Below are 19,230 nucleotides of genomic sequence, written 5' to 3'. Positions count from 1 at the left end.
GAGATGCGAGATTTCTACGGAACAAAGCTGGCCAATGGCCTGATGCTGGGCACTGCTCAGTTCCCCTCGCCCGCCATTCTGGCCGAGGCCTTTCAACGCAGTGGCGCCAGCGTCGCCACCGTGTCTCTGCGCCGGGAAAGCGGTGCGGGTCGTGCGGGGCAGGATTTCTGGGCCCTGATCCGGGATCTTGGAGTGCGGGTGCTGCCCAATACCGCCGGCTGCCACAGCGTCAAAGAGGCCGTCACCACCGCCCATATGGCGCGCGAGGTGTTTGGCACCAAATGGATCAAGCTTGAGGTCATCGGCGAGGCAGACACCCTGCAGCCGGATGTCTTTGGTCTGGTCGAGGCGGCGCGCATTCTGGTTGAGGACGGGTTTCAGGTGTTCCCCTACACCACCGAGGATCTGGTGGTCGCCGACAGGCTGCTGAATGCTGGCTGTCAGGTGCTGATGCCCTGGGGGGCGCCGATTGGCTCTGGCATGGGGTTGAACAACCTGTTTGGCCTGCGCGCCCTGCGGGCTCATTTCCCCGATACCCCACTGGTGATTGATGCCGGGCTGGGCCTGCCGTCGCAGGCAGCGCAGGCGATGGAGCTGGGCTTTGATGCGGTGCTGTTGAACACTGCGGTGGCCAGGGCCGGCGACCCGGCGCAAATGGCCGAGGGTTTTGCTGCTGCGATCCATGCCGGCCAGCTTGCCGCGCGGGCCGACCCGATGGAGCCCCGCGACATGGCGGCGCCCTCGACCCCGGTTATCGGCAAGGCGTTTCTGTCATGAGGCTGGATCGTTTCTACCCGATTTTCGACGATACCAAGTGGCTGCGACGGCTGTTGCCGCTGGGGATCAAGCTGGTGCAGCTGCGCATCAAGGATGCCGCCCCAGAGGAGCTGCGGGCCGAGATCATCGCCGCGCGGGATCTGTGCCGGGCGGCGGGCTGCACCCTGGTGATCAATGATCACTGGCAAATCGCCCTCGACGAGGGCTGCGACTTTATTCACTTGGGACAGGAGGATCTGGACTGTGCCGACATCGCCGCCATCCGCAAGGCCGGGATGCGGCTGGGGCTCAGCACCCATGACCGCGCCGAGCTGGACCGGGCTATGGCGCTGGCTCCGGATTACATCGCCCTTGGCCCGGTCTACCCCACCATCCTGAAGAAAATGAAATGGCAACCGCAGGGGCTGGCAAAGCTGACCGAGTGGAAATCGCTGATCGGCGACACCCCTCTGATCGCCATTGGCGGTATGGGTGTCGACCGCGCGCCGGGGGCTTTTGCGGCTGGCGCCGATGTGGTGGCAGCGGTCACCGACATCACCCTGAACGCAGATCCCGACGCACGGGTCAAAACCTGGATCGAGGTGACCAGATGAGCCGCTACGGACGCCAGATACTGCTGCCCGAAGTCGGCGTGAGCGGACAGAACACCCTTGGCGCCGCCCATGCGCTGGTGATTGGCGCCGGTGGGCTGGGCAGTCCGGTGCTGCCCTATCTGGCCGCGGCCGGACTGGGCCAGATCACCCTTGTGGACCCCGATGTGGTGTCGCTGAGCAATCTGCACCGACAGGTGCTGTTCCGCCAGGATGATATTGGGCAAAGCAAGGCACAGGTGGCAGCGCAGGCCCTGCGCGGGCTGAACCCGGACTGTCGGGTCACTCCGATTGCAAATCCCCTGACCCCGGCCAATGCCATGGATCTGGTGCAAGCCGCTGACATCGTGCTGGATTGTGCCGACAGTTTTGCTGTCAGCTATATCCTGTCCGATGCCTGCTTGGCGCTGGACAAGCCGCTGATCTCGGCCTCAGTGCTGGGGTTTCAGGGCTATGTGGGCGGCTTTTGCGGCCAGGCCCCGTCGCTGCGGGCGCTGTTTCCCGAGCTGCCCGACCGGGCGGCATCCTGCGACAGCGCCGGGGTGATGGGGCCTGTGGTGGGCACCATAGGCGCGATGCAGGCGCAGATGGCGCTGAACACATTGCTGGGCCTGTCGCCCTCGCCACTGGGGCAACTGGTTCGCTTTGACCTGCACAGCCTGCGCATCGCTGATTTTCGCTTTGACGGCGCAGCGGAACCCGAGGCGGCACTGAGTTTCATCGCCCCCGAGGCCCTCACCGCAAGCGATTTTGTGGTCGATCTGCGCAGCCCCGAGGAGGCCGCCACCCCGATCACCGCTTTGGCCCTTCGCCTGACAGTCGATGAGCTGAAGTTCAGCCGTCCCAGCCCGGCCACTGGCCAGCGGGCGGTGCTGGTCTGCCGGTCGGGCCTGCGTGCCTGGCAGGCGGCGCGGGCGATGCAAAGCTACTGGACCGGCGACATCACCCTCATTGCACTGGGCGACCCTGCCCCCCATCCGAAAGGCCCCCTCTCATGAAACTCCTCTCTCTGACCACCGCGCTGGCATTGGCCGCGTCACCGCTGATGGCGCAGGACAAGATGACCCTGCTGCTGGACTGGTTCGTCAACCCCGACCACGGGCCGATCATTGTGGCGCAGGAAAAGGGATATTTCGCTGAACAGGATCTGCAGGTCGAGATCATCGCCCCGGCGGATCCCTCGGACCCGCCCAAGATGGTCGCCGCCGGTCAGGCTGATCTGGCGATCTCATACCAGCCGCAGCTGCACCTGCAGATCCACCAGGGCCTGCCGCTGCAACGGGTTGGCACCCTGGTGGCGACGCCGCTGAACTGCCTGCTGGCGCTGAAAGACGGGCCCATCTCCTCACCCGCGGATCTGCAGGGCAAAAAGGTCGGGTTCTCGGTTGGCGGTGTCGAAGAGGCGGTGCTGGGGACGATCCTGACAACCTATGGCCTGACACTGGACGATGTGGAACTGGTCAATGTGAACTGGTCGCTGTCGCCGTCGCTGATGTCGGGTCAGGTTGACGCGGTGATCGGCGCCTTTCGCAATTTTGAGCTGAACCAGATGGAGATAGAAGGCATCGAAGGCCGCTGTTTCTACGTCGAAGAACACGGATTACCGGCCTATGACGAGCTGATCTATGTGGCCAACAAAGACAGCATGGACCGCGACATGATCGCCCGTTTTCTGGCCGCCACCGAAAAGGCCACCCAGTATATGGTCAACCACCCGGATGACAGCTGGGAGATCTTCGCAGCCACCTCAACCGAGCTGCAGGACGAGCTGAACAAGCGCGCATGGGCCGACACCCTGCCCCGTTTCGCGCTGCGCCCCACCGCCATGGACGCCGGCCGCTATGCCAAGTTCGAGGCGTTTTTGCACAAGGCCGGTCTGGTGCCCACGGTCAACGACGTAGCGGTGATCACCGTTGATGTGACTGTGGATATGGCCTCAAAATGAGCGGCCCGAATTATGGTCAGACCTTCGCGCATATGCGCGAGGGTTGCCCGGCACAGTGGCAAGCCTATAGTCGCCACGCCTTTGTTCAGGGGCTGGGTGACGGCACCCTGCCGCGCGCCGCGTTTCTGCATTATCTGGTGCAGGATTATCTGTTCCTGGTGCATTTCGCGCGGGCCTGGTCGCTGGCGGTGGTCAAGTCGGAAACTCTTGAGGAGATGAAAATCTGCGCCGCCACGGTAGAGGCGCTGGTCAACCACGAGATGGCACATCATGTGCAGGTCTGCGCTGCCGAGGGCATTTCCGAGCAGCAACTGTTTGACGCCCGCGAGGAGCTCGAGAACATCGCCTATACCCGCTATGTGCTGGACGCCGGCTTGCAGGGGGATTTTCTGGATCTGATGGCGGCCCTGGCCCCCTGCGTCTTTGGCTATGGTGAAATCGGACTGCGGCTGGCGCAGAACAGCGGCGCCGATGCGCCCTATGGCGGTTGGATCAACACCTACGCTGCCCCTGACTATCAGACGGTCTGTGCCACCATTGGCGCCATGCTGGAGGGCGCTGTCGCCCGGCGGTTGGGCGATGAACCGACAGGCTCCGCCCGCTGGGCCGCCCTGCAGGATCGGTTCACCACCGCAACCGAGCTGGAAGTGCGGTTCTGGGACATGGGGTTGCGCGGCGCATGACAGTTCCACCGGCGATCACCCTGCAGGGCCGCTATTCATTGGGCGATGTCGACTTGTTCGGCCCGCTTTCAATGCAGCTGCCTGCGGGCCAGTGGAGCTGCCTGCTGGGGCCCTCGGGGGTGGGGAAATCCACCATCCTGCGGCTGATCCTTGGCCTGTCCACCAGCGGCCAGTTTGAGGGCTCGGTGCAGGCGGAGGATGGCCTGCCGCTGCGCGATCGCATCAGTTACATGGCGCAGTCGGATCTGCTGCTGCCCTGGCTGACGGTGCTGGAAAACACCGTTCTTGGCGCCCGTTTGCGCGGCGAGACCCCGGATCTGCCCCGCGCCCGGCAATTGCTGACCCGGGTCGGGCTGGAGGCCTATCAGAGCCAGACTCCGGCGGCGCTGTCTGGTGGCATGCGGCAGCGGGCGGCGCTGGCGCGCGCCCTGATAGAGGACCGCCCGGTGGTGCTGCTGGACGAACCCTTCTCGGCGCTGGATGCCGGCACCCGTGCCGATATGCAGGAACTGGCCGCCGAGGTGCTGCAGGGCAAGACCGTGTTGCTGGTCACCCATGATCCGGCCGAGGCCAGCCGTCTGGGCCATCAGATCCTGCTGCTGTCACCCAAAGCCGCAACCCGCTGGACACCGCCGCCGACCCCGCCGATCCGCGCGCTGCAGGATCCTGCTACTCTGGCCTGTCAGGCTGCGCTGCTGGCGCATCTGAGAGGGCAAGCCAGATGAGAGCTCTTTACGGATTGGCCGCCTTGCTGCTGGGGCTGCTGGGCTGGCAGATGCTGGTCTGGCTGACCGGGGCGCCGCATTTCATCCTGCCATCACCGCTGCGCGTCGCAAAGGCGGGCTTTGCCAGCCGGGCCCTGATACTGGAGCATAGTCTCGTCACCGCCACCGAGGTGATCCTGGGGCTGTTGCTGGGCACCGCTCTGGGGGCTTTGACCGCCATTCATCTGGCCAGTTCGCAATGGGCGCAGCGATTGTTGCTGCCGATTCTTGTGGTCACCCAGGCGGTGCCGGTGTTTGCGCTGGCGCCAATCCTGACGCTGTGGTTCGGCTATGGCATGGCCTCAAAAATCGTTATGGCGGTGCTGATCATCTATTTCCCGGTCACCTCGGCGTTTCACGACGGGCTGACGCGGGTGGACAGCGGGCTGCTGGATCTGGCCCGCACCATGGGCGCCAGCCGCTGGCAGGTCATGCGCCGTATCCGCATCCCCCATGCGCTGCCCTCGCTGGCCACCGGGCTGCGACTGGCGGCAGTCTATGCCCCTATCGGCGCGGTTATCGGCGAATGGGTCGGCGCCTCCAGGGGGCTGGGATATCTGATGCTGCTGGCCAATGGCCGGGTCAAGATCGACCTGATGTTTGCCAGCCTGATCGCGCTGGCGCTGCTGACTGTGGCGCTGCACAAACTGGTTGCGATTCTGGCGGATCAGCTGACCTCATATGCCAGCGGTCAGGGCACGCATCAGGCGCCGCAACACCGGTGATCTACAAGCGCAGGCCCAGGCTCTGGCCTGAACCGTGGCCTGAACTCTGGCCTGAGCTGATGCCAACAGTCCTGGCCCCTCACCCGGCGTGTAAATTGTACCCGTGGTCACAGGGTCGCGCAGGGATCGGTGATTTATTGGGGAGAATGGTACCACCACCCCGTCTCGAACGGGGGACCTCCTGATCCACAATCAGGCGCTCTAACCAACTGAGCTATGGCGGCACTAAGGGCGATTTAGCTAACCCCCGGGACAATTGCAAGGGGCTTAAAGCATAACATGCCAGGTTTGTTCGATCAAATTCGCGCCGAATGAAAACACCGGCCGGGAATCGACCAATTGCCAGCCAAAAGCGCGGTATAATGACCCACTTGTGCGGTGGCTTTGATAGCTGTGCAGCGCCATCTGACGATATCCCGCCTGACGGGCGAATCCCATGCAATCGCGTATCAATCGCTTGCCCAGCCCCTGCCCCCGCGCCTGCGGCGTCAGCAGGAACAGTCGCAGGCGGGCAATCTCGTCGCTCTCGCGGATGCAAAATATGCTGCCAAGTCGCCGCGCCCGCTGCGCGGCGATCCAGCCTTTTTCGCGCAGGGGATCATGGGCGCTGCAAAAATCATGCAGCAGCGCGGTTATCATCGCCCCATAGGTGGCATCCACCCCCTCATCTCGCGCATAGAGATCCTGGTGGCGTGCTGCCAACCAGTGGAGGTCACCCGCAACGAATCGGCGCACAGTCACATCAGCCATGTGCTATCAAACCCCAAACCACGGTTGTCTTTCAATGGTGCGCGCGGTAGCACCAGAAATCAGCCACCAGTGTCCTCAGGAGTGCAAAATGGGTATCAATAGCGAACGTGACATCGAGGCAAATATGCAAATCGGTCCCACCGATGCCGGCATGGTACGCCTGTTCATCGAGGCCGGCGGGGTAGAAGTTCCGATGGATTTCGAGCCGGAAGAGGCCGAAGAGATCGCCGAAGAGATCCGCGCCGCCGCCCAGGCCGCCCGCATGGTCAAGGGCTGAGCCAGACTGTTCGACCAAATTCTGGTCAGCGGACAGGTTCCAAAAAACTCAGGTGAAGGGCTGCCCTTTGCCTGCACGCCCACCATCAGCTCAGCCAACAGAGTCGCCTGCCAACAGAGTCTCCCGCCTGCCGGGAACCTCCTGCCGGAGGCCCCCCTCTCGTTGGGCCCAGCGCCGCTGTGCGGCGCCACGCCCAAGGCCACCGTGGCGATCAACGCAGTTGATGGGCTGGGTGGCTGCGGGAGCCCGCCGCCAACCCACTCCATACTTCAACCCCTCACCGCCTCAAACGCGTCAGCCACCGCCTATCGGAGGGGCCGGGGCGGTATTTAACGGCAGCTATTTCTTTCGCCGGGGAAGAGGAAACGGCCGGCGCTAGCCCTCCGTCGTCTCAATCATCTGCACCCGGGTCGCATGGCGGCCGCCTTCGAATTGGGCGCTCAGAAAAGCATCCACGATATCAAGCGCCAGTCCTTCGCCCACCACCCGCACGCCCAATGACAGCATGTTGGCATCATTGTGCTGACGGATCATACGGGCGGAGAATGCGTCGGTGCAAACGCCGCAACGGATACCCTTTTCCTTGTTCGCCGCCATCATGATGCCCTGGCCAGTGCCGCAAAGAATGATGCCAAACCGGCAATCACCAGAGGCGACAAGCTGCGCCGCCGCTTTGCCGTGCTTGGGATAATGGGTGCTCTCGGGGGATGTCGGTCCGATATCGACCGCCTCCCAGCCAAGGTCTGCGATATGAGTGGCAATGGCCTGTCGCAGCTGAATGGCGGCGTGATCGCTGGAGAGGGCGATGCGGATATTGGCTGTCATGGAGAGGTCGTCCCGTTTTTGCGAGGCACATCGGCGGCTTGGCCGAGTTGCCTTGGTCTTCGTCGAATCGTCAGTTTTTCCGATGCTCAATAGCTAGCATAGGCCTCGTCATCGCCGAGCTCCAGTGTCATCGCCAACACCGGGACCAGACAGGCTGCAATTGGGGCGCGTTCGGGGCGCAGTCAGCGATCAAAAAAATGCAAGCGATGTGGCCCGCTTGACATGACACCAAATGGTGCCATAAGGTCATGAAACCATTTGGTGTCACAAGGAGGCCTCATGATTCCGCAACCGCAATCCGCCTTTCGCGCCCTGTCTGATCCAACCCGCCGCGATATTCTGCGCCTGCTGGCCCGGCAGGACATGACCATCGCCGAGGTCACCGATCGCTTCGACATCACCCGCCCGGCCGTCAAAAAGCACCTGACCATCCTGCAAGAGGGCAATCTGATCCGCGTTCAGGCAAAGGGCCGCGAGCGGGTCAATTCCCTCAACCCCGCAGGCATGGCGCCGGTGCTCGACTGGCTGCAAGTCTTCGACAGCTTCTGGGACGACCGACTTGGCGCCCTGAAAACAACTATTGAAAAGGACAACAGATGACCGAACTGACATTGAACAAATCGATTTACCTGAAGGCCGAACCGGCAGATGTCTGGGCCTATCTGACCGAACCCGCCAAGCTGGCGCTGTGGTTTCACGCCCCCAAAGAGCCGCTGCAACAGGGCGCGCCGCTGGCGATGTATGGCGTGGAGAGCGGCGACAAATTGATCTGGGGTGAGGTGCGGCTGGCGCAAAAGCCCAAATATCTGGAATATACCTTTACCATCAAACCAATGGGCGATGCGGTCAGTCTGGTGAAATGGACATTGACCCCGGTGGCCGGCGGTACCCGGCTGCAGCTGGAGCACAGCGGATTGCCGCAACATGTTGAGGCCTTTGACCTATTGCTGGCGCTTGACAAAGGCTGGGACGATCACATCGCCCGAATGCGCAGCTGTGCGCACGAAGTTACCGGCTGACCCCTTGCCCTACCCGCCATCAGCGCCTAAATAGGGGTGTGGCGGGTTCTGCCCCTCTCGTGCCGGACAAGCATTCCAGTGGCCTTAAGCATTTCCAAGGGAGCTGGCTCTGTTCGGATCCTGGTCCGATTACCTGGCGCCCACCTGTACATACAGGTCCTCGGGAATCAAATGTCTGACGGTTGAACTCTGGTGGTCCCGCCACGCCTTCACTTTTATAGGTACCGATTATTATTCACCGCCCACCGGCGGCCCACCCGGCTACCGGGGCGCGCTTGGGCTTGGGCTTGATCACCATATTGATCTGCCGTTCCATCCCACATGGTGCCCAAACAACAAAAAACCGCGCTCTCGAATTGAACAGCGCGGTTTCAAATCTCTGGATATCGCAGGATTAACGGCGGTGCGGTCGCTGGCCTGGCCGGTCCACCGGCACCGGGATCGCCAGAAACTCATGTGCAACCGGAGTGCCCCCACGCGGGCCACTGTCCGTATCGGAGAGCGCCATCACCGCCCAGCCAAACTGCACGCCGGCAAACACAATGCCGTTCATGAACCACAACAGAAACACTGCCAGCAGACCCGTTTCACTGGTGCTGACCAGATGCCACAGACCCATGATGTTGAACCACAGCAACATCGCCACAAAAGCCGCAGCAATCGCAAAACCAATGATCACGTTGCGGATATAGAGCTGTATCAATTTGGGCATCGACGGTGTCTCCTCTGTTACCAGCCGCAGGGTAGCACTCTGCGCGCACAGGTCCAGCGGCTTCGCTCAGGTCGGCGGAATTTGTCGCACCTGTCGCTATTGTCCTGACACCGGCAGGCGCAGCCACTGGTGCGTGCAAGCACACACCCTACAAAGGCATTTAACGGCCCTGGGCAACGGTCCTAGGGGCTGTAGGGTGCGTGCTTGCACGCACCGCTGACTGAGAGAGAGAGTTCAGAACCCTTCGGGTTTGGCCTCATGGGCCATGTGATCCAGCACCGCATTGACGAATTTTGGCTCTTTACCATCCGGAAAGAAGGCCCGGGCCACATCCACATATTCGGTGATCACCACCTTTGGCGGAGTGTCGGAATGGGTCAGCTCAGCGCCGGCCGCGCGAAACAGCCCGCGCAGGGTTGGGTCGATCCGCGAGATCGGCCATTTGGCCACCAGTGCCCGATCGGTCATCTGATCGATCTCCGCCTGATGGTTGACCGCATCCTCTAACAGCTTGCGAAACAGCGAGGCATTGCCCTCGGCCATTTCATCGCCGTCATAGATGGCGCCAAACCGGTGGTCGAGAAACTCGACGATCACCGCGTCAAAGGTCTGTCCGCTGTGCTCCATCTGGAACAGCGCCTGCACCGCGTATAGCCGCGCTGCAGATTTCTTCTGGCGTTTCTGAAGGCCCTTGTCGGGGGCGCCACCTTTGCTGTCCGTCGTGCTCATGCGTTTTTAGATCCGATGCTGGATTCGGCCAGTATAATGGCCTCCGAGCGGGCCTTGAAGCCGACGCCCTTGGTTTGGGCGCTCCACTTACGCCCGAGAGCGACAAGATGCAAGGCCGCCGCCGCAGCACCGCCGCCCTTATTCATCTCAGCCGGATCAGCGCGCACCTGAGCCTGGCCGTAGTTTTCGACCGTCAAGATACCATTGCCAATGCACAGCCCCTGCAGCCCCATCAGCTGCAGCGCCCGGCTGCTGTCGTTGCACACGGTGTCATAATGGGTGGTCTCACCCCGGATGACACAGCCCAGCGCCACGTAACCGTCGAAATTTGAGGTGTTTTCAGCGATTGCAATGGCGGTTGGCACTTCCAGTGCGCCCGGCACCTCGACCAGATCATAGCTGCCACCTGCGGCTTCGATCTCGGCCACCGCACCGGCAATCTGATGGTCGGCGATGTCCTTGTAGTACGGCGCCACCACGATCAGCAGCTTTACCGGTTTGGAAAACTCAGCCCGTGGCAAGGAGTAATGTGTTTCAGTCGCAGCCATATCAAACCTCGGACAAAATTGGGCGGGTGCCGGTTATGGTCAGCCCATAGGCATCCAACCCCACATAACGTGTTTCGGGAGAATCGGTCAGCAGCACCAGCTCATTCACCCCCAGCTTGGACAGGATCTGCGCCCCCAGGCCGGTTTGCTTGATGGTGCGCGGGCCTTCATCTTCGGCCGCATAGAGCGAATTGCGCGGCTGGCGGAACAGGCAGACCACTCCGCGACCCTCAGCTGCGATCAACTGCATCGCGCGCGGCAGCTCGCTGGGGGGCTTTGGCCCCAGCCCCAGAATATCCGAGGCCTCGTGTACCGCATGGGTGCGGCACAGCACCGGCTCAGGCGTGGTGATATCGCCCTTGATCAGCACCACATGTTCAATCCCGTGGGTCTGATCGGTGAACAGGCGCATGTCCCATTCGCCACCAAATTCCGAATTGACGGTCTCTTGCGAGGTTTGCGCCACCAGATTGTCATTGCGCGAGCGATAGGTGATCAGATCCGAAATGGTGCCGATCTTGAGCCCGTGTTTCTTGGCATAGATCAGCAGCTCGGGCAGATGCGCCATAGTGCCGTCGTCGTTCATGATCTCGCAGATCACCGAAGAGGGATAGCAGCCCGCCAGCCGGGCAATGTCACAGCCGGCCTCGGTATGGCCGGCCCGCACCAGCACGCCGCCATTGCGGGCGCGCAGCGGGAACAGGTGACCCGGAGTGGCAATATCGGCGGCGCCCAGATCAGGGTTGATGGCGGTGGCCACGGTCAGGGCGCGATCGGCGGCGGAAATACCGGTGGTGACGCCTTCGCGGGCCTCGATCGACACGGTAAACGCGGTCTCGTGGCGCGAGGAATTATGCATCGCCATCATCGGCAGCCCCAGCGCGTCAATCCGCTCGGACGGCAGGGTCAGGCAGATCAGGCCACGGCCGTGACTGGCCATAAAGTTGATCGCCTTGGCGTCGGCAAATTCCGCCGGAATGATCAGATCCCCTTCATTCTCGCGATCCTCGTGATCGACCAGAATGAACATGCGGCCCTGGCGGGCCTCTTCGATGATCTCTTCGATCGGGCTGATCGCGTCACGCAGGTCGGTTTCCACCGGTCCGGGGGTTTCATAGCTCATTTGGGGCGGCCTTTCGATGCGCAGGAGTCTTGGACACTCGGCTACAAGCCAAATAGACCACATGGCGCCTGATGGCCAGTGCTGCAAGCGGCAGGCCGTCGCTACAATGCGCCGCTGCTGACCCTGAGCCCAGCGCGCACAAATACCCAGCCAGGAGCCCTGCCCTGCCTGTTTATCCTGCACCCGATGCTATGGGTTCCGACGTTATGGATGGCGACGTCGCCACTGCGGAATCGGACAGGGGATTTACCCCCCGTGCGTGACCCGGTTCAGATGCGCCCCGGCGTAACCCAGAGCCCTGTTTCCTGTGCCGGGGGTGATAGTCCCGGCGGTAATCGCGATTGGTGGGGATTGTTGCGCAGTGGGGTTAAACTTGCCTCACTTAGGCGGTCGCTGAACGCGCAACACCTGACGGGGACGCATTGGCGGACTATTGGCGAGGTTTGGTTGAGTTTGAACACAAAACGTGTATTTCTGGATCTGTGGTTATGCACAAACGATTTCGGCAGAGGTCTCAGCGAAGATCAAACCAACAATAGCCCGGGATGTATTCAATATGAAACTCAATGCTCTATTGATTGTTGCACTTACCATCAGCGCAGCCATTGCAGTGTGGGGGATCATTGACCCGCAAGGGTTGGGGGCTTTATCATCTCGGATCGTTGACGCACAGTTCAGCAGCCGTGGCTGGTTTATCATGCTGGAGGCCAGTGGCCTTCTTCTGGTTGCCATCTATTTGGCGTTGTCGCCATTTGGGTCAATCCGGCTTGGACCTGACGGTTCCAGACCTGAGTTTTCAACACCGGCTTGGATTGCGATGCTGTTTGCGGCCGGTATGGGTGTAGGCCTGCTGTTTTATGGGGCCGCTGAACCTCTCACGCATTTTTCAGTTCTTCGGCAATTTTCAAACGACCCAAAAGCCGCCAGTCTGGCGTTGTTTGTGACCTATCTGAATTGGGGGTTCCATGCTTGGGCCATTTACGGAATTGTCGGGCTGGTCATTGGCTATTTCGCGTTTCGACGCAGCAGGTCACTGCTCCTGAGTGCGCCGCTTATTGACGTATACGGCAAACATCGTTGGACCCGGTCGCTGGGATGGTTCTTTGATTTGATGTCTATCGTTGCAATCGCAGTTGGGCTGGCAGGATCCTTGGCGATGGGTGTGTTCCAAATCCAGACCGGTGTGGCAGGCTTGATCGGCGTGGAAAATTCAAATGGCCTGACCGCATTTGTATTTGTCGCAATGTGTGCCGCATTCTTTGTGCCGCTGCGCCGAGATCTTGGTGATGGTATGGCCAAATTGTCCAATCTGGCGATGATCATTGCCCTTGGTCTTATGGTCTTTCTGCTGGTGTTCGGGCCGACCTCGTACATTATGAATTCGATCGTATCCGGCTTTGGCCGATACGTATTCAATGTCCTGCCTGCGGGTTTCTCAACCGCCGAGTTCTTTGATGGGCAGGTCGTTGATTGGTTTCAGGGATGGACGCTCAACTACATGATCTGGTGGTTGGCGTGGTCACCATTTGTGGGCATCTTCATTGCCCGAATTTCGCGTGGCCGGACAATCCGTGAGTTTCTTGTCGGAGTAATTGTCGCCCCTACCCTGTTTTCGGTGTTCTGGTTTGGGGTGTTTGGGACAATTGGTTTTTCTGATGCTTTGCGCGGCGACGCGACATTGTTGGCGGTTAATGCCGAAAGCCTTGACGCCACCACGTTCGCGCTGTTGCAACACTTTCCATTCAACGCAGTGACGCAGGGAGCGACCATTCTGGCGGCCTTCCTCTTTGTCGTCACCAGCGTAGTCAGCGCTGGCTTTACCCTTGCTATGATTGGCACCGGCGGAGACGAAAACCCATCGCCGCGCATTCGCACCGTTTGGGGCGCAGTTCTGGCGGCCTTGGGGCTGGCGATGATTTTTGTTGGTGACATCGGATTGATCCGATCAGTGATCGCCCTTTCTGCGATCGCCTTTGTGTTCATAGTCCCCATTCTTGTCGTTTGCTTGTTGCGATCGCTACACAAGGAGGCCGCGAAATGATCGTGCCAATAGTCGACACAGTCCTAAACGTGACCTTATTTGCCTACCTCGGCTTTCTGGTCTGGCTTGCTTTGCGCAAAACCTGACCTGCGATACGGCACCGTTGAGGTCTCCTGCACGGTTTCTGCACAGCGCCATGACCTCACCTCCATCGATATCGAGAAGTTGCAGGCAACGCCGACAAATACCAAATACAGCCGCCTACTGCCCGCCCGCAATCATCGCCCGAACCTTCACCGCCTTCTCAAAATGGTCCAGCGCATGGGTTTGGATCCACCATGTCGCGGCCTCCATCAGCAGTTCGGGGTCGTCGTTTTTGTTGGCAAAGAAGGCATAGAACGACAGGCCAACGCCGTCGCCCTTTTGGCTGATTTTCTTGTCGCAAACGGCAATGGCCTTGGCCCTCAGGCTTTCCCTCACTGAAAATCGCCCAGCCGCGCCACGTAGCGGGCCAGCGTGTCGATCTCGAGGTTGATCTGGGCGCCCAGTGTGACGTCGCCCCAGGTGGTCACCTCTTTGGTGTGGGGGATGAAGTTGATATCAAAATCGCAGCCGCGCACATCGTTCACCGTCAGCGAGGTGCCGTTCAGTGCCACCGAGCCCTTTTGCGCGATGAACCTGGCCAGTGCGATGGGCGCGCGCAGGGTGACGCGGGTGCTGTCGCCGGTCTCGACCATCTCCACCACTTCGGCGACCCCGTCCACATGGCCCGACACAATATGGCCGCCCAGTTCGTCGCCGACCTTTAGGGCGCGTTCCAGATTGACCCGTTTGCCATTGTGCCAGCCATTGCCACCGATATTGGTTTTCGACACGGTTTCCGCCGAGATTTGCACGTCGTACCAATCCTCCCCCAGCGCGATCACCGTCAGGCAGACTCCGTCGCTGGCGATCGAGGCGCCGATGTCGATGCCTGCGGTGTCATAGGAGGTCTGGATCCGGGCGCGCAGGTCGCCGTCCTGCTGCAGCTCGGTCACGGTGCCGACGTCGGTGATGATACCTGTGAACATAACGCGCCCCTTGCTGGCCTGAAACTGTTGCAAAACTGGTAGCCAGTGCGCCCAATATGCACAAGCCCAGAACGCCTGCACCTTGCCATTCGCCACCCGGTGGACTTAGTTTCGCCCCAGTACTGCATTAACCAAGACGATATCTTAATGGGCTAATATGAGCGCCGAAATGACCACCGTATCCGAGACAAAACGCGTATTTCTGTTCCTGCAGGGACCACATGGGCCGTTCTTCAACGCCCTTGGCAAAATGCTGCGCGCCGCCGGATGTGAGGTCTGGCGGGTTGGGTTTAATGCGGGCGACCGGGCGTTCTGGCATAACCCAGCCAGCTATATCCCCTATCAGGGCCGCCCCGAAGACTGGGCCAAAACCGTTGACGCCCTGTTCGACAGCCATCAGGTCACTGATATTGCGCTCTATGGCGACACCCGGCCGATCCATGCCCATGCTGTGGAGGAGGCCAAGGCGCGGGGCATAAGGGTGCATGTCTTTGAGGAAGGATATATGCGGCCCTATTGGGTGACCTATGAGCGCGGCGGCTCCAATGGCAACTCCAAGCTGATGGAGATGAGCCTGACAGATATGCAGGCAGCACTTGAGAGATCCGATATGGAAGCGCCGCTGCCGCCGTCCCATTGGGGCGACATGCGCCAGCATATCTTTTACGGCGCGCTGTATCATTGGTTTGTGATGTTTCGGAACGGCAAATACCGGGGCTTCAAACCGCACCGCTCTATTTCGGTCACCAAGGAATTCCAGCTCTATCTGAAACGATTGCTGCTGATGCCTGGCCTGGCGGTGCAGCGTCGTATCGCCACCCTGCGCATCCGCAACGGTGGCTTCCCCTATCATCTGGCGCTGCTGCAACTGGAACACGACAGCTCGTTCCAGCAACATTCGCCGTTTTCCACCATGAGCGACTTTCTGTCCGAGATCGTTGAGGGTTTTGCCAATGGCGCGCCGCAGCACCATCATCTGGTGGTCAAGGCCCACCCACTGGAGGACGGCCGGGTGCCGATCCGCCGTGAGGTCAGGCGGCTGGCCGCTGAACACGGCATAGCAGACCGGGTGCATTACGTGCGGGGCGGCAAGCTGGCGCAGCTGCTGAACGAGGCCCGCACCGCAGTGACCGTCAACTCCACGGCTGGCCAGCAGGTGCTGTGGCGGGGCATTCCGCTCAGGGTGTTTGGCCGCGCGGTTTATGCCAAACCCGAATTTGTCTCAACCCAACCACTGACCGAGTTCTTTTCGGCAGCCGCGCGACCGGACAACCGCGCCTACAAAGACTACCGGCGCTATCTGCTGGAGACCTCGCAACTGCCCGGCGGATATTATTCACGCAAGGGGCGTCGGCAATTGTTGCGCCAGGTGGTTGATATGATGCTGGCGGCGGATGACCCCTATGAGGCGCTGAAATCCGGTACAGCGGCGCCACGGCAACAGTTGCGCCTGGTGAATTGATCCTGCTTTGTCGCAGCACTGGATTTTAGTTCAACTTTCCGATAGCTTGGCAAAAAAAGACCGAGGCAGAACAATAATAGGTCGAGGAGACCGAGCAGTGAATTCCGTTCCCTTTCGGTGGGCACGCCCCATCGCTATGCTGGCTGCGCTGACGCTTGCGGCCTCCTGTGGCTTGCCCAAAGTTGGCCCAAACAAACGTCAGATCTTTGCTGGTTCCGTCCAAAAAGAGGGTGACGCCTTTATCGTATCGGTGAACGACCGGGTCACCCGGGCCACTGCCGTGGTGCCTGCCCTTGGCTTTTCCAACGCCTTTCAATCCGCAGGTCAGTTGACATCAGACACCATTCGCCCCGGCGATGTGCTGGGCCTGACCATCTGGGAAAACGTCGATGACGGGCTGCTGGCAGGCGAGGCCTCCAACTCGACCGTGCTGGAAGAGGTTCAGGTCGACAGCGCCGGGTTTATCTTTGTGCCCTATGCAGGCCGGGTGCGGGCCTCGGGCAATACCCCGGATCAACTGCGCGAGACCATCACCACAAAACTGGATGACCAGACCCCCGATCCGCAGGTGCAGGTGCGCCGACTGGCCGGTGACGGCTCCACTGTCAGCTTGATTGGCATGGTGAGCGCCCAGGGAGTCTACCCCATCCAGCGGCCAACCCGCACCCTGGCCACCATGCTGGCGCAGGCCGGTGGGGTTTCGATCTCGCCGGAGATTGCCCAGGTCACCGTGATCCGCGGCAATGACAAGGGCACCATCTGGTTCCAGGATCTGTATGATCACCCGGAACTGGACATCGCCCTGCGCGGCGGTGATCGTATTCTGGTGGAAGAAGACAGCCGCTCATACACCGCATTGGGTGCCACCAACGCGCAAGCGCGGGTGCGGTTTGAAAGCCAGGACCTGTCGGCGCTTGAGGCGATTGCCCAGGTCGGCGGCCTGATCTCCACCGCCTCGGACCCCACCGGCGTCTTTGTGTTCCGCAACGAACCGGCTGAGATTGCCGGTCAGGTGCTGGGCCGCGATGATCTGGTGGGGGCGCAGCGCATGGTCTATGTGCTGAACCTGACCCAACCCAACGGTCTGTTCATCGCCCGTGATTTTGTCATCCGCGATGATGATACGCTTTACGTCACCGAGGCCCCTTATGCCCAGTGGACCAAGACCATTTCGCTGCTGGCAAGCCCGCTGACACCGCTGGCGAATGTCAGCACTCTGGCTGGTGGCTGACACAGATGAACCGCTTTGATGACAGGCATCAGGCCGGGAGCAATCGCTCCCGGCTGTTTGTTTACAACGGTGGCTTTGTCACCCAGAAACGCCTGCGTCGCATTTTGCAGCTGGCCGGCTATGATATCCGGCTTGGCCTGCCCGGCCCCAAGGATCTGGTGGGCATCTGGGGCAACTCGCCCACCGCCCATCGTGGCCGCCGGGTGGCCGACAGGCAGCAGGTTGGCCTGCTGCGGGTCGAAGACGCCTTTTTGCGCTCGATCCACCCCGGCCGCGCCGGCGAGCCGCCGATTGGCTTGCAGCTGGACCGCGCAGGGGTGCATTTTGACCCGGCCCGCCCATCGGATCTGGAACAGATACTGGCGACAGAGCCGCTGGATGACAGCGCCCTGATGCGCCGAGCCCGCGATGCGGTGTCGCGGATCACCGAGGTTCAGTTGAGCAAATACAACGGCTTTGATCCCGCCACCCCGGTCCCTGAACCCGGCTATGTGCTGGTGGTGGATCAGGCGCGCGGCGATGCCTCGGTGGTGGCCAGCGGTGCCGATCGGGCGCGGTTCCTGGAGATGCTGGTGTTTGCGCAAGAGGAAAATCCCGGCGCCCGCATTGTCATCAAGGCCCACCCGGAAACATCGCAGGGCTTTCGCCCCGGCCATTACCGCGCCGAGGATGCCAATGACCGCATCACCCTGCTGACTGAGGCGGTATCCCCGTGGGAGCTGCTGGACGGCGCCGTCGGGGTCTATACGGTATCGTCGCAGATGGGCTTTGAGGCTATTCTGGCAGGTCACAAGCCGCGCATTTTTGGCCAGCCCTTCTATGCCGGCTGGGGGCTGACGCTGGATGAGTTCCCGCTGGCCAGACGCCAGCGCCAGTTGACGCGGCAGCAGCTCTGTGCGGCGGCGATGTTCCTGTATCCGGTCTGGTACGACCCGTTTCGCGATCAGCTCTGTGAGCTGGAAACCGTGTTGGATAATCTTGAGGTACAGGTGCAGGCCTGGCGCCAGGACCGCCACGGCTGGGCTGCCTCGGGGATGCGCCTGTGGAAACGCCAGCCGCTGCAAAGGATGTTTGGCAGCGAAAAGAAGCTGCTGTTCACCGAGGACGTTAACAAAGCTCAGGCCAGTGGCCGCAACTGGATGGTCTGGGCGGGCAAGGCCGGGACTGACCATCAGGGCGCCACCCGGGTTGAAGATGGCTTTTTGCGCTCGCGCGGGTTGGGGGCCGAACTGGTGCCGCCGCTGTCGCTGGTCACCGACCGGCAGGGCATTTATTACGATCCGACACAGCCCAGCGACCTTGAGGATCTGATCGCGCAACGGGTGCGCCTGACCGAGGCGCAGGAGCGGCGGGCCGAAAATCTGCTGCGCAGCCTCGTCCAGTCCAGCCTGTCGAAATACAATCTGGGCGGCGACAGCCCGGACCTGCCCGCAGGCCGTCGCATTCTGGTGCCGGGACAGGTCGAAGACGATGCCTCGATCCTGACCGGGGCCGGCAAGGTCAAGACCAACCTGGATCTGCTGCGCGCCACCCGCGCCGCCAACCCGAATGCGGTGATCATCTACAAGCCGCACCCGGATGTTGAAGCCGGGTTGCGCCGTGGCGCAATTGAGGCCGAGGGTCTGGCCGATGTGGTGGCGCTCAACAGCGATCCCATTGCCCTGTTTGACGAGATCGGAGAGCTGTGGACGATGACCTCGCTGATGGGGTTTGAGGCGCTGCTGCGCGGCGTCAAAGTCACCACCTTGGGGGCGCCATTCTATTCCGGCTGGGGGCTGACGCAGGACCTGTCGAGACAACCCAAGCGGCGCCAGGCGCGCCCCAGCCTGCTGGGGTTGGTGCATGCCGCACTGATCGACTATCCGCGCTACTGTGATCCGGTGACCGGCTTGCCCTGCCCGGTTGAAGTCGCGGTGCAGCGTCTGCAGAGCGGCGAGATCCCACATCCCGGCAGGGCCAACCGGGCGCTGTCCAAGCTGCAGGGGCTACTGGCCACCTATGCGCATCTGTGGCGCTAAG

At 61.3% G+C, this 19,230-nt stretch carries 22 protein-coding genes and 1 tRNA gene; 14 read left to right on the top strand and 9 right to left on the bottom strand.

The genetic code is table 11. The features are described 5' to 3' along the window. Positions 1 to 3: 3 nt before the first annotated feature. From QPJ95_RS14535 to QPJ95_RS14505, 7 genes are read left to right on the top strand one after another with little or no spacing between them, the layout of a single operon-like run. Positions 4 to 777 (top strand): thiazole synthase, encoded by a 774-nt coding sequence (locus QPJ95_RS14535; RefSeq protein ID WP_270919820.1) that lies wholly within the window; start codon positions 4 to 6, stop codon positions 775 to 777. Continuing rightward, positions 774 to 1,370, top strand: a complete 597-nt coding sequence (locus QPJ95_RS14530) for a thiamine phosphate synthase (RefSeq protein ID WP_270919819.1) — start codon at positions 774 to 776, stop codon at positions 1,368 to 1,370. Before QPJ95_RS14535 ends, QPJ95_RS14530 begins: the two co-directional genes overlap by 4 nt. Beyond that, on the top strand, positions 1,367 to 2,365 hold the full coding sequence (locus tag QPJ95_RS14525) for a HesA/MoeB/ThiF family protein (RefSeq protein WP_270919818.1): 999 nt from the start codon (positions 1,367 to 1,369) through the stop codon (positions 2,363 to 2,365). Before QPJ95_RS14530 ends, QPJ95_RS14525 begins: the two co-directional genes overlap by 4 nt. Then, on the top strand, positions 2,362 to 3,312 hold the full coding sequence (locus tag QPJ95_RS14520; protein ID WP_270919817.1) for an ABC transporter substrate-binding protein: 951 nt from the start codon (positions 2,362 to 2,364) through the stop codon (positions 3,310 to 3,312). Before QPJ95_RS14525 ends, QPJ95_RS14520 begins: the two co-directional genes overlap by 4 nt. Continuing rightward, entirely contained in the window at positions 3,309 to 3,995 is a 687-nt protein-coding gene (tenA, locus tag QPJ95_RS14515) for a thiaminase II (protein ID WP_270919816.1), read from the top strand. Before QPJ95_RS14520 ends, tenA begins: the two co-directional genes overlap by 4 nt. After that, positions 3,992 to 4,720 carry an ABC transporter ATP-binding protein gene (locus tag QPJ95_RS14510; protein WP_270919815.1) on the top strand — a complete coding sequence of 243 codons (729 nt, stop codon included), beginning with the start codon at positions 3,992 to 3,994 and terminating at the stop codon, positions 4,718 to 4,720. Before tenA ends, QPJ95_RS14510 begins: the two co-directional genes overlap by 4 nt. After that, a complete protein-coding gene (locus tag QPJ95_RS14505) occupies positions 4,717 to 5,484 on the top strand; it encodes an ABC transporter permease (RefSeq protein WP_270919814.1) in 768 nt (255 codons plus the stop codon). The genes QPJ95_RS14510 and QPJ95_RS14505 overlap by 4 nt, the downstream gene beginning before the upstream one ends. 147 nt (positions 5,485 to 5,631) lie before the next feature. On the opposite strand, the gene QPJ95_RS14500 is transcribed toward QPJ95_RS14505, so the two are convergent. Both QPJ95_RS14500 and QPJ95_RS14495 read right to left on the bottom strand, forming a co-directional pair. Further along, positions 5,632 to 5,708, bottom strand: a tRNA-His gene (locus QPJ95_RS14500). 43 nt (positions 5,709 to 5,751) lie between these two features. After that, positions 5,752 to 6,234: a GNAT family N-acetyltransferase gene (locus tag QPJ95_RS14495; RefSeq protein ID WP_270919813.1), complete on the bottom strand. Its 483-nt coding sequence runs from the start codon at positions 6,232 to 6,234 to the stop codon at positions 5,752 to 5,754. An 88-nt stretch (positions 6,235 to 6,322) separates the two neighbouring features. Here QPJ95_RS14495 and QPJ95_RS14490 point away from each other — a divergent pair, with 88 nt between their 5' ends. After that, complete coding sequence (locus QPJ95_RS14490) at positions 6,323 to 6,511, top strand: DUF6324 family protein (RefSeq protein WP_270919812.1); 189 nt, start codon at positions 6,323 to 6,325, stop codon at positions 6,509 to 6,511. 375 nt (positions 6,512 to 6,886) lie between these two features. Here QPJ95_RS14490 and rpiB read toward each other — a convergent pair whose 3' ends face one another. Beyond that, on the bottom strand, positions 6,887 to 7,336 hold the full coding sequence (gene rpiB, locus QPJ95_RS14485) for a ribose 5-phosphate isomerase B (RefSeq protein ID WP_270919811.1): 450 nt from the start codon (positions 7,334 to 7,336) through the stop codon (positions 6,887 to 6,889). A 279-nt stretch (positions 7,337 to 7,615) separates the two neighbouring features. Here rpiB and QPJ95_RS14480 point away from each other — a divergent pair, with 279 nt between their 5' ends. Beyond that, on the top strand, positions 7,616 to 7,936 hold the full coding sequence (locus QPJ95_RS14480) for an ArsR/SmtB family transcription factor (protein WP_270919810.1): 321 nt from the start codon (positions 7,616 to 7,618) through the stop codon (positions 7,934 to 7,936). After that, on the top strand, positions 7,933 to 8,355 hold the full coding sequence (locus tag QPJ95_RS14475) for an SRPBCC family protein (protein ID WP_270919809.1): 423 nt from the start codon (positions 7,933 to 7,935) through the stop codon (positions 8,353 to 8,355). The genes QPJ95_RS14480 and QPJ95_RS14475 overlap by 4 nt, the downstream gene beginning before the upstream one ends. A 394-nt stretch (positions 8,356 to 8,749) precedes the next feature. Here QPJ95_RS14475 and QPJ95_RS14470 read toward each other — a convergent pair whose 3' ends face one another. The 4 genes from QPJ95_RS14470 to ribB form a co-directional block, all read right to left on the bottom strand. Further along, positions 8,750 to 9,067 (bottom strand): hypothetical protein, encoded by a 318-nt coding sequence (locus QPJ95_RS14470; protein ID WP_270919808.1) that lies wholly within the window; start codon positions 9,065 to 9,067, stop codon positions 8,750 to 8,752. Between the two features lie 234 nt (positions 9,068 to 9,301). Further along, positions 9,302 to 9,796 (bottom strand): transcription antitermination factor NusB, encoded by a 495-nt coding sequence (nusB, locus tag QPJ95_RS14465; protein WP_270919807.1) that lies wholly within the window; start codon positions 9,794 to 9,796, stop codon positions 9,302 to 9,304. Continuing rightward, a complete protein-coding gene (locus QPJ95_RS14460) occupies positions 9,793 to 10,344 on the bottom strand; it encodes a 6,7-dimethyl-8-ribityllumazine synthase (protein ID WP_270919806.1) in 552 nt (183 codons plus the stop codon). Before QPJ95_RS14460 ends, nusB begins: the two co-directional genes overlap by 4 nt. Before the next feature lies 1 nt (position 10,345). Next, complete coding sequence (gene ribB, locus QPJ95_RS14455; protein WP_270919805.1) at positions 10,346 to 11,467, bottom strand: 3,4-dihydroxy-2-butanone-4-phosphate synthase; 1,122 nt, start codon at positions 11,465 to 11,467, stop codon at positions 10,346 to 10,348. 556 nt (positions 11,468 to 12,023) lie between these two features. On the opposite strand from ribB, the gene QPJ95_RS14450 reads away from it, so the two are divergent. After that, positions 12,024 to 13,508 (top strand): BCCT family transporter, encoded by a 1,485-nt coding sequence (locus QPJ95_RS14450; protein ID WP_270919804.1) that lies wholly within the window; start codon positions 12,024 to 12,026, stop codon positions 13,506 to 13,508. Between the two features lie 201 nt (positions 13,509 to 13,709). Here QPJ95_RS14450 and QPJ95_RS14445 read toward each other — a convergent pair whose 3' ends face one another. Further along, positions 13,710 to 13,928: a DUF6500 family protein gene (locus QPJ95_RS14445; protein WP_270919803.1), complete on the bottom strand. Its 219-nt coding sequence runs from the start codon at positions 13,926 to 13,928 to the stop codon at positions 13,710 to 13,712. Beyond that, entirely contained in the window at positions 13,925 to 14,518 is a 594-nt protein-coding gene (locus QPJ95_RS14440) for a riboflavin synthase (protein ID WP_270919802.1), read from the bottom strand. Before QPJ95_RS14440 ends, QPJ95_RS14445 begins: the two co-directional genes overlap by 4 nt. A 169-nt stretch (positions 14,519 to 14,687) precedes the next feature. On the opposite strand from QPJ95_RS14440, the gene QPJ95_RS14435 reads away from it, so the two are divergent. From QPJ95_RS14435 to QPJ95_RS14425, 3 genes are all read left to right on the top strand, one after another. Then, entirely contained in the window at positions 14,688 to 15,980 is a 1,293-nt protein-coding gene (locus QPJ95_RS14435) for a capsule biosynthesis protein (protein ID WP_270919801.1), read from the top strand. Between the two features lie 97 nt (positions 15,981 to 16,077). Beyond that, the gene (locus QPJ95_RS14430) at positions 16,078 to 17,211 is read left to right on the top strand and encodes a polysaccharide biosynthesis/export family protein (RefSeq protein WP_270919800.1); all 1,134 of its coding nucleotides are present in this window, start codon (positions 16,078 to 16,080) and stop codon (positions 17,209 to 17,211) included. 5 nt (positions 17,212 to 17,216) lie between these two features. After that, entirely contained in the window at positions 17,217 to 19,229 is a 2,013-nt protein-coding gene (locus tag QPJ95_RS14425) for a capsular polysaccharide biosynthesis protein (protein WP_270919799.1), read from the top strand. Position 19,230: the final 1 nt, after the last annotated feature.

Source organism: Parasedimentitalea psychrophila (assembly GCF_030285785.1).
Classification (GTDB): Bacteria; Pseudomonadota; Alphaproteobacteria; order Rhodobacterales; family Rhodobacteraceae; genus Parasedimentitalea; species Parasedimentitalea psychrophila.
The sequence above is the reverse complement of the archived record's forward strand: the minus strand, read 5'-3'. Positions and strand labels throughout refer to the sequence as shown.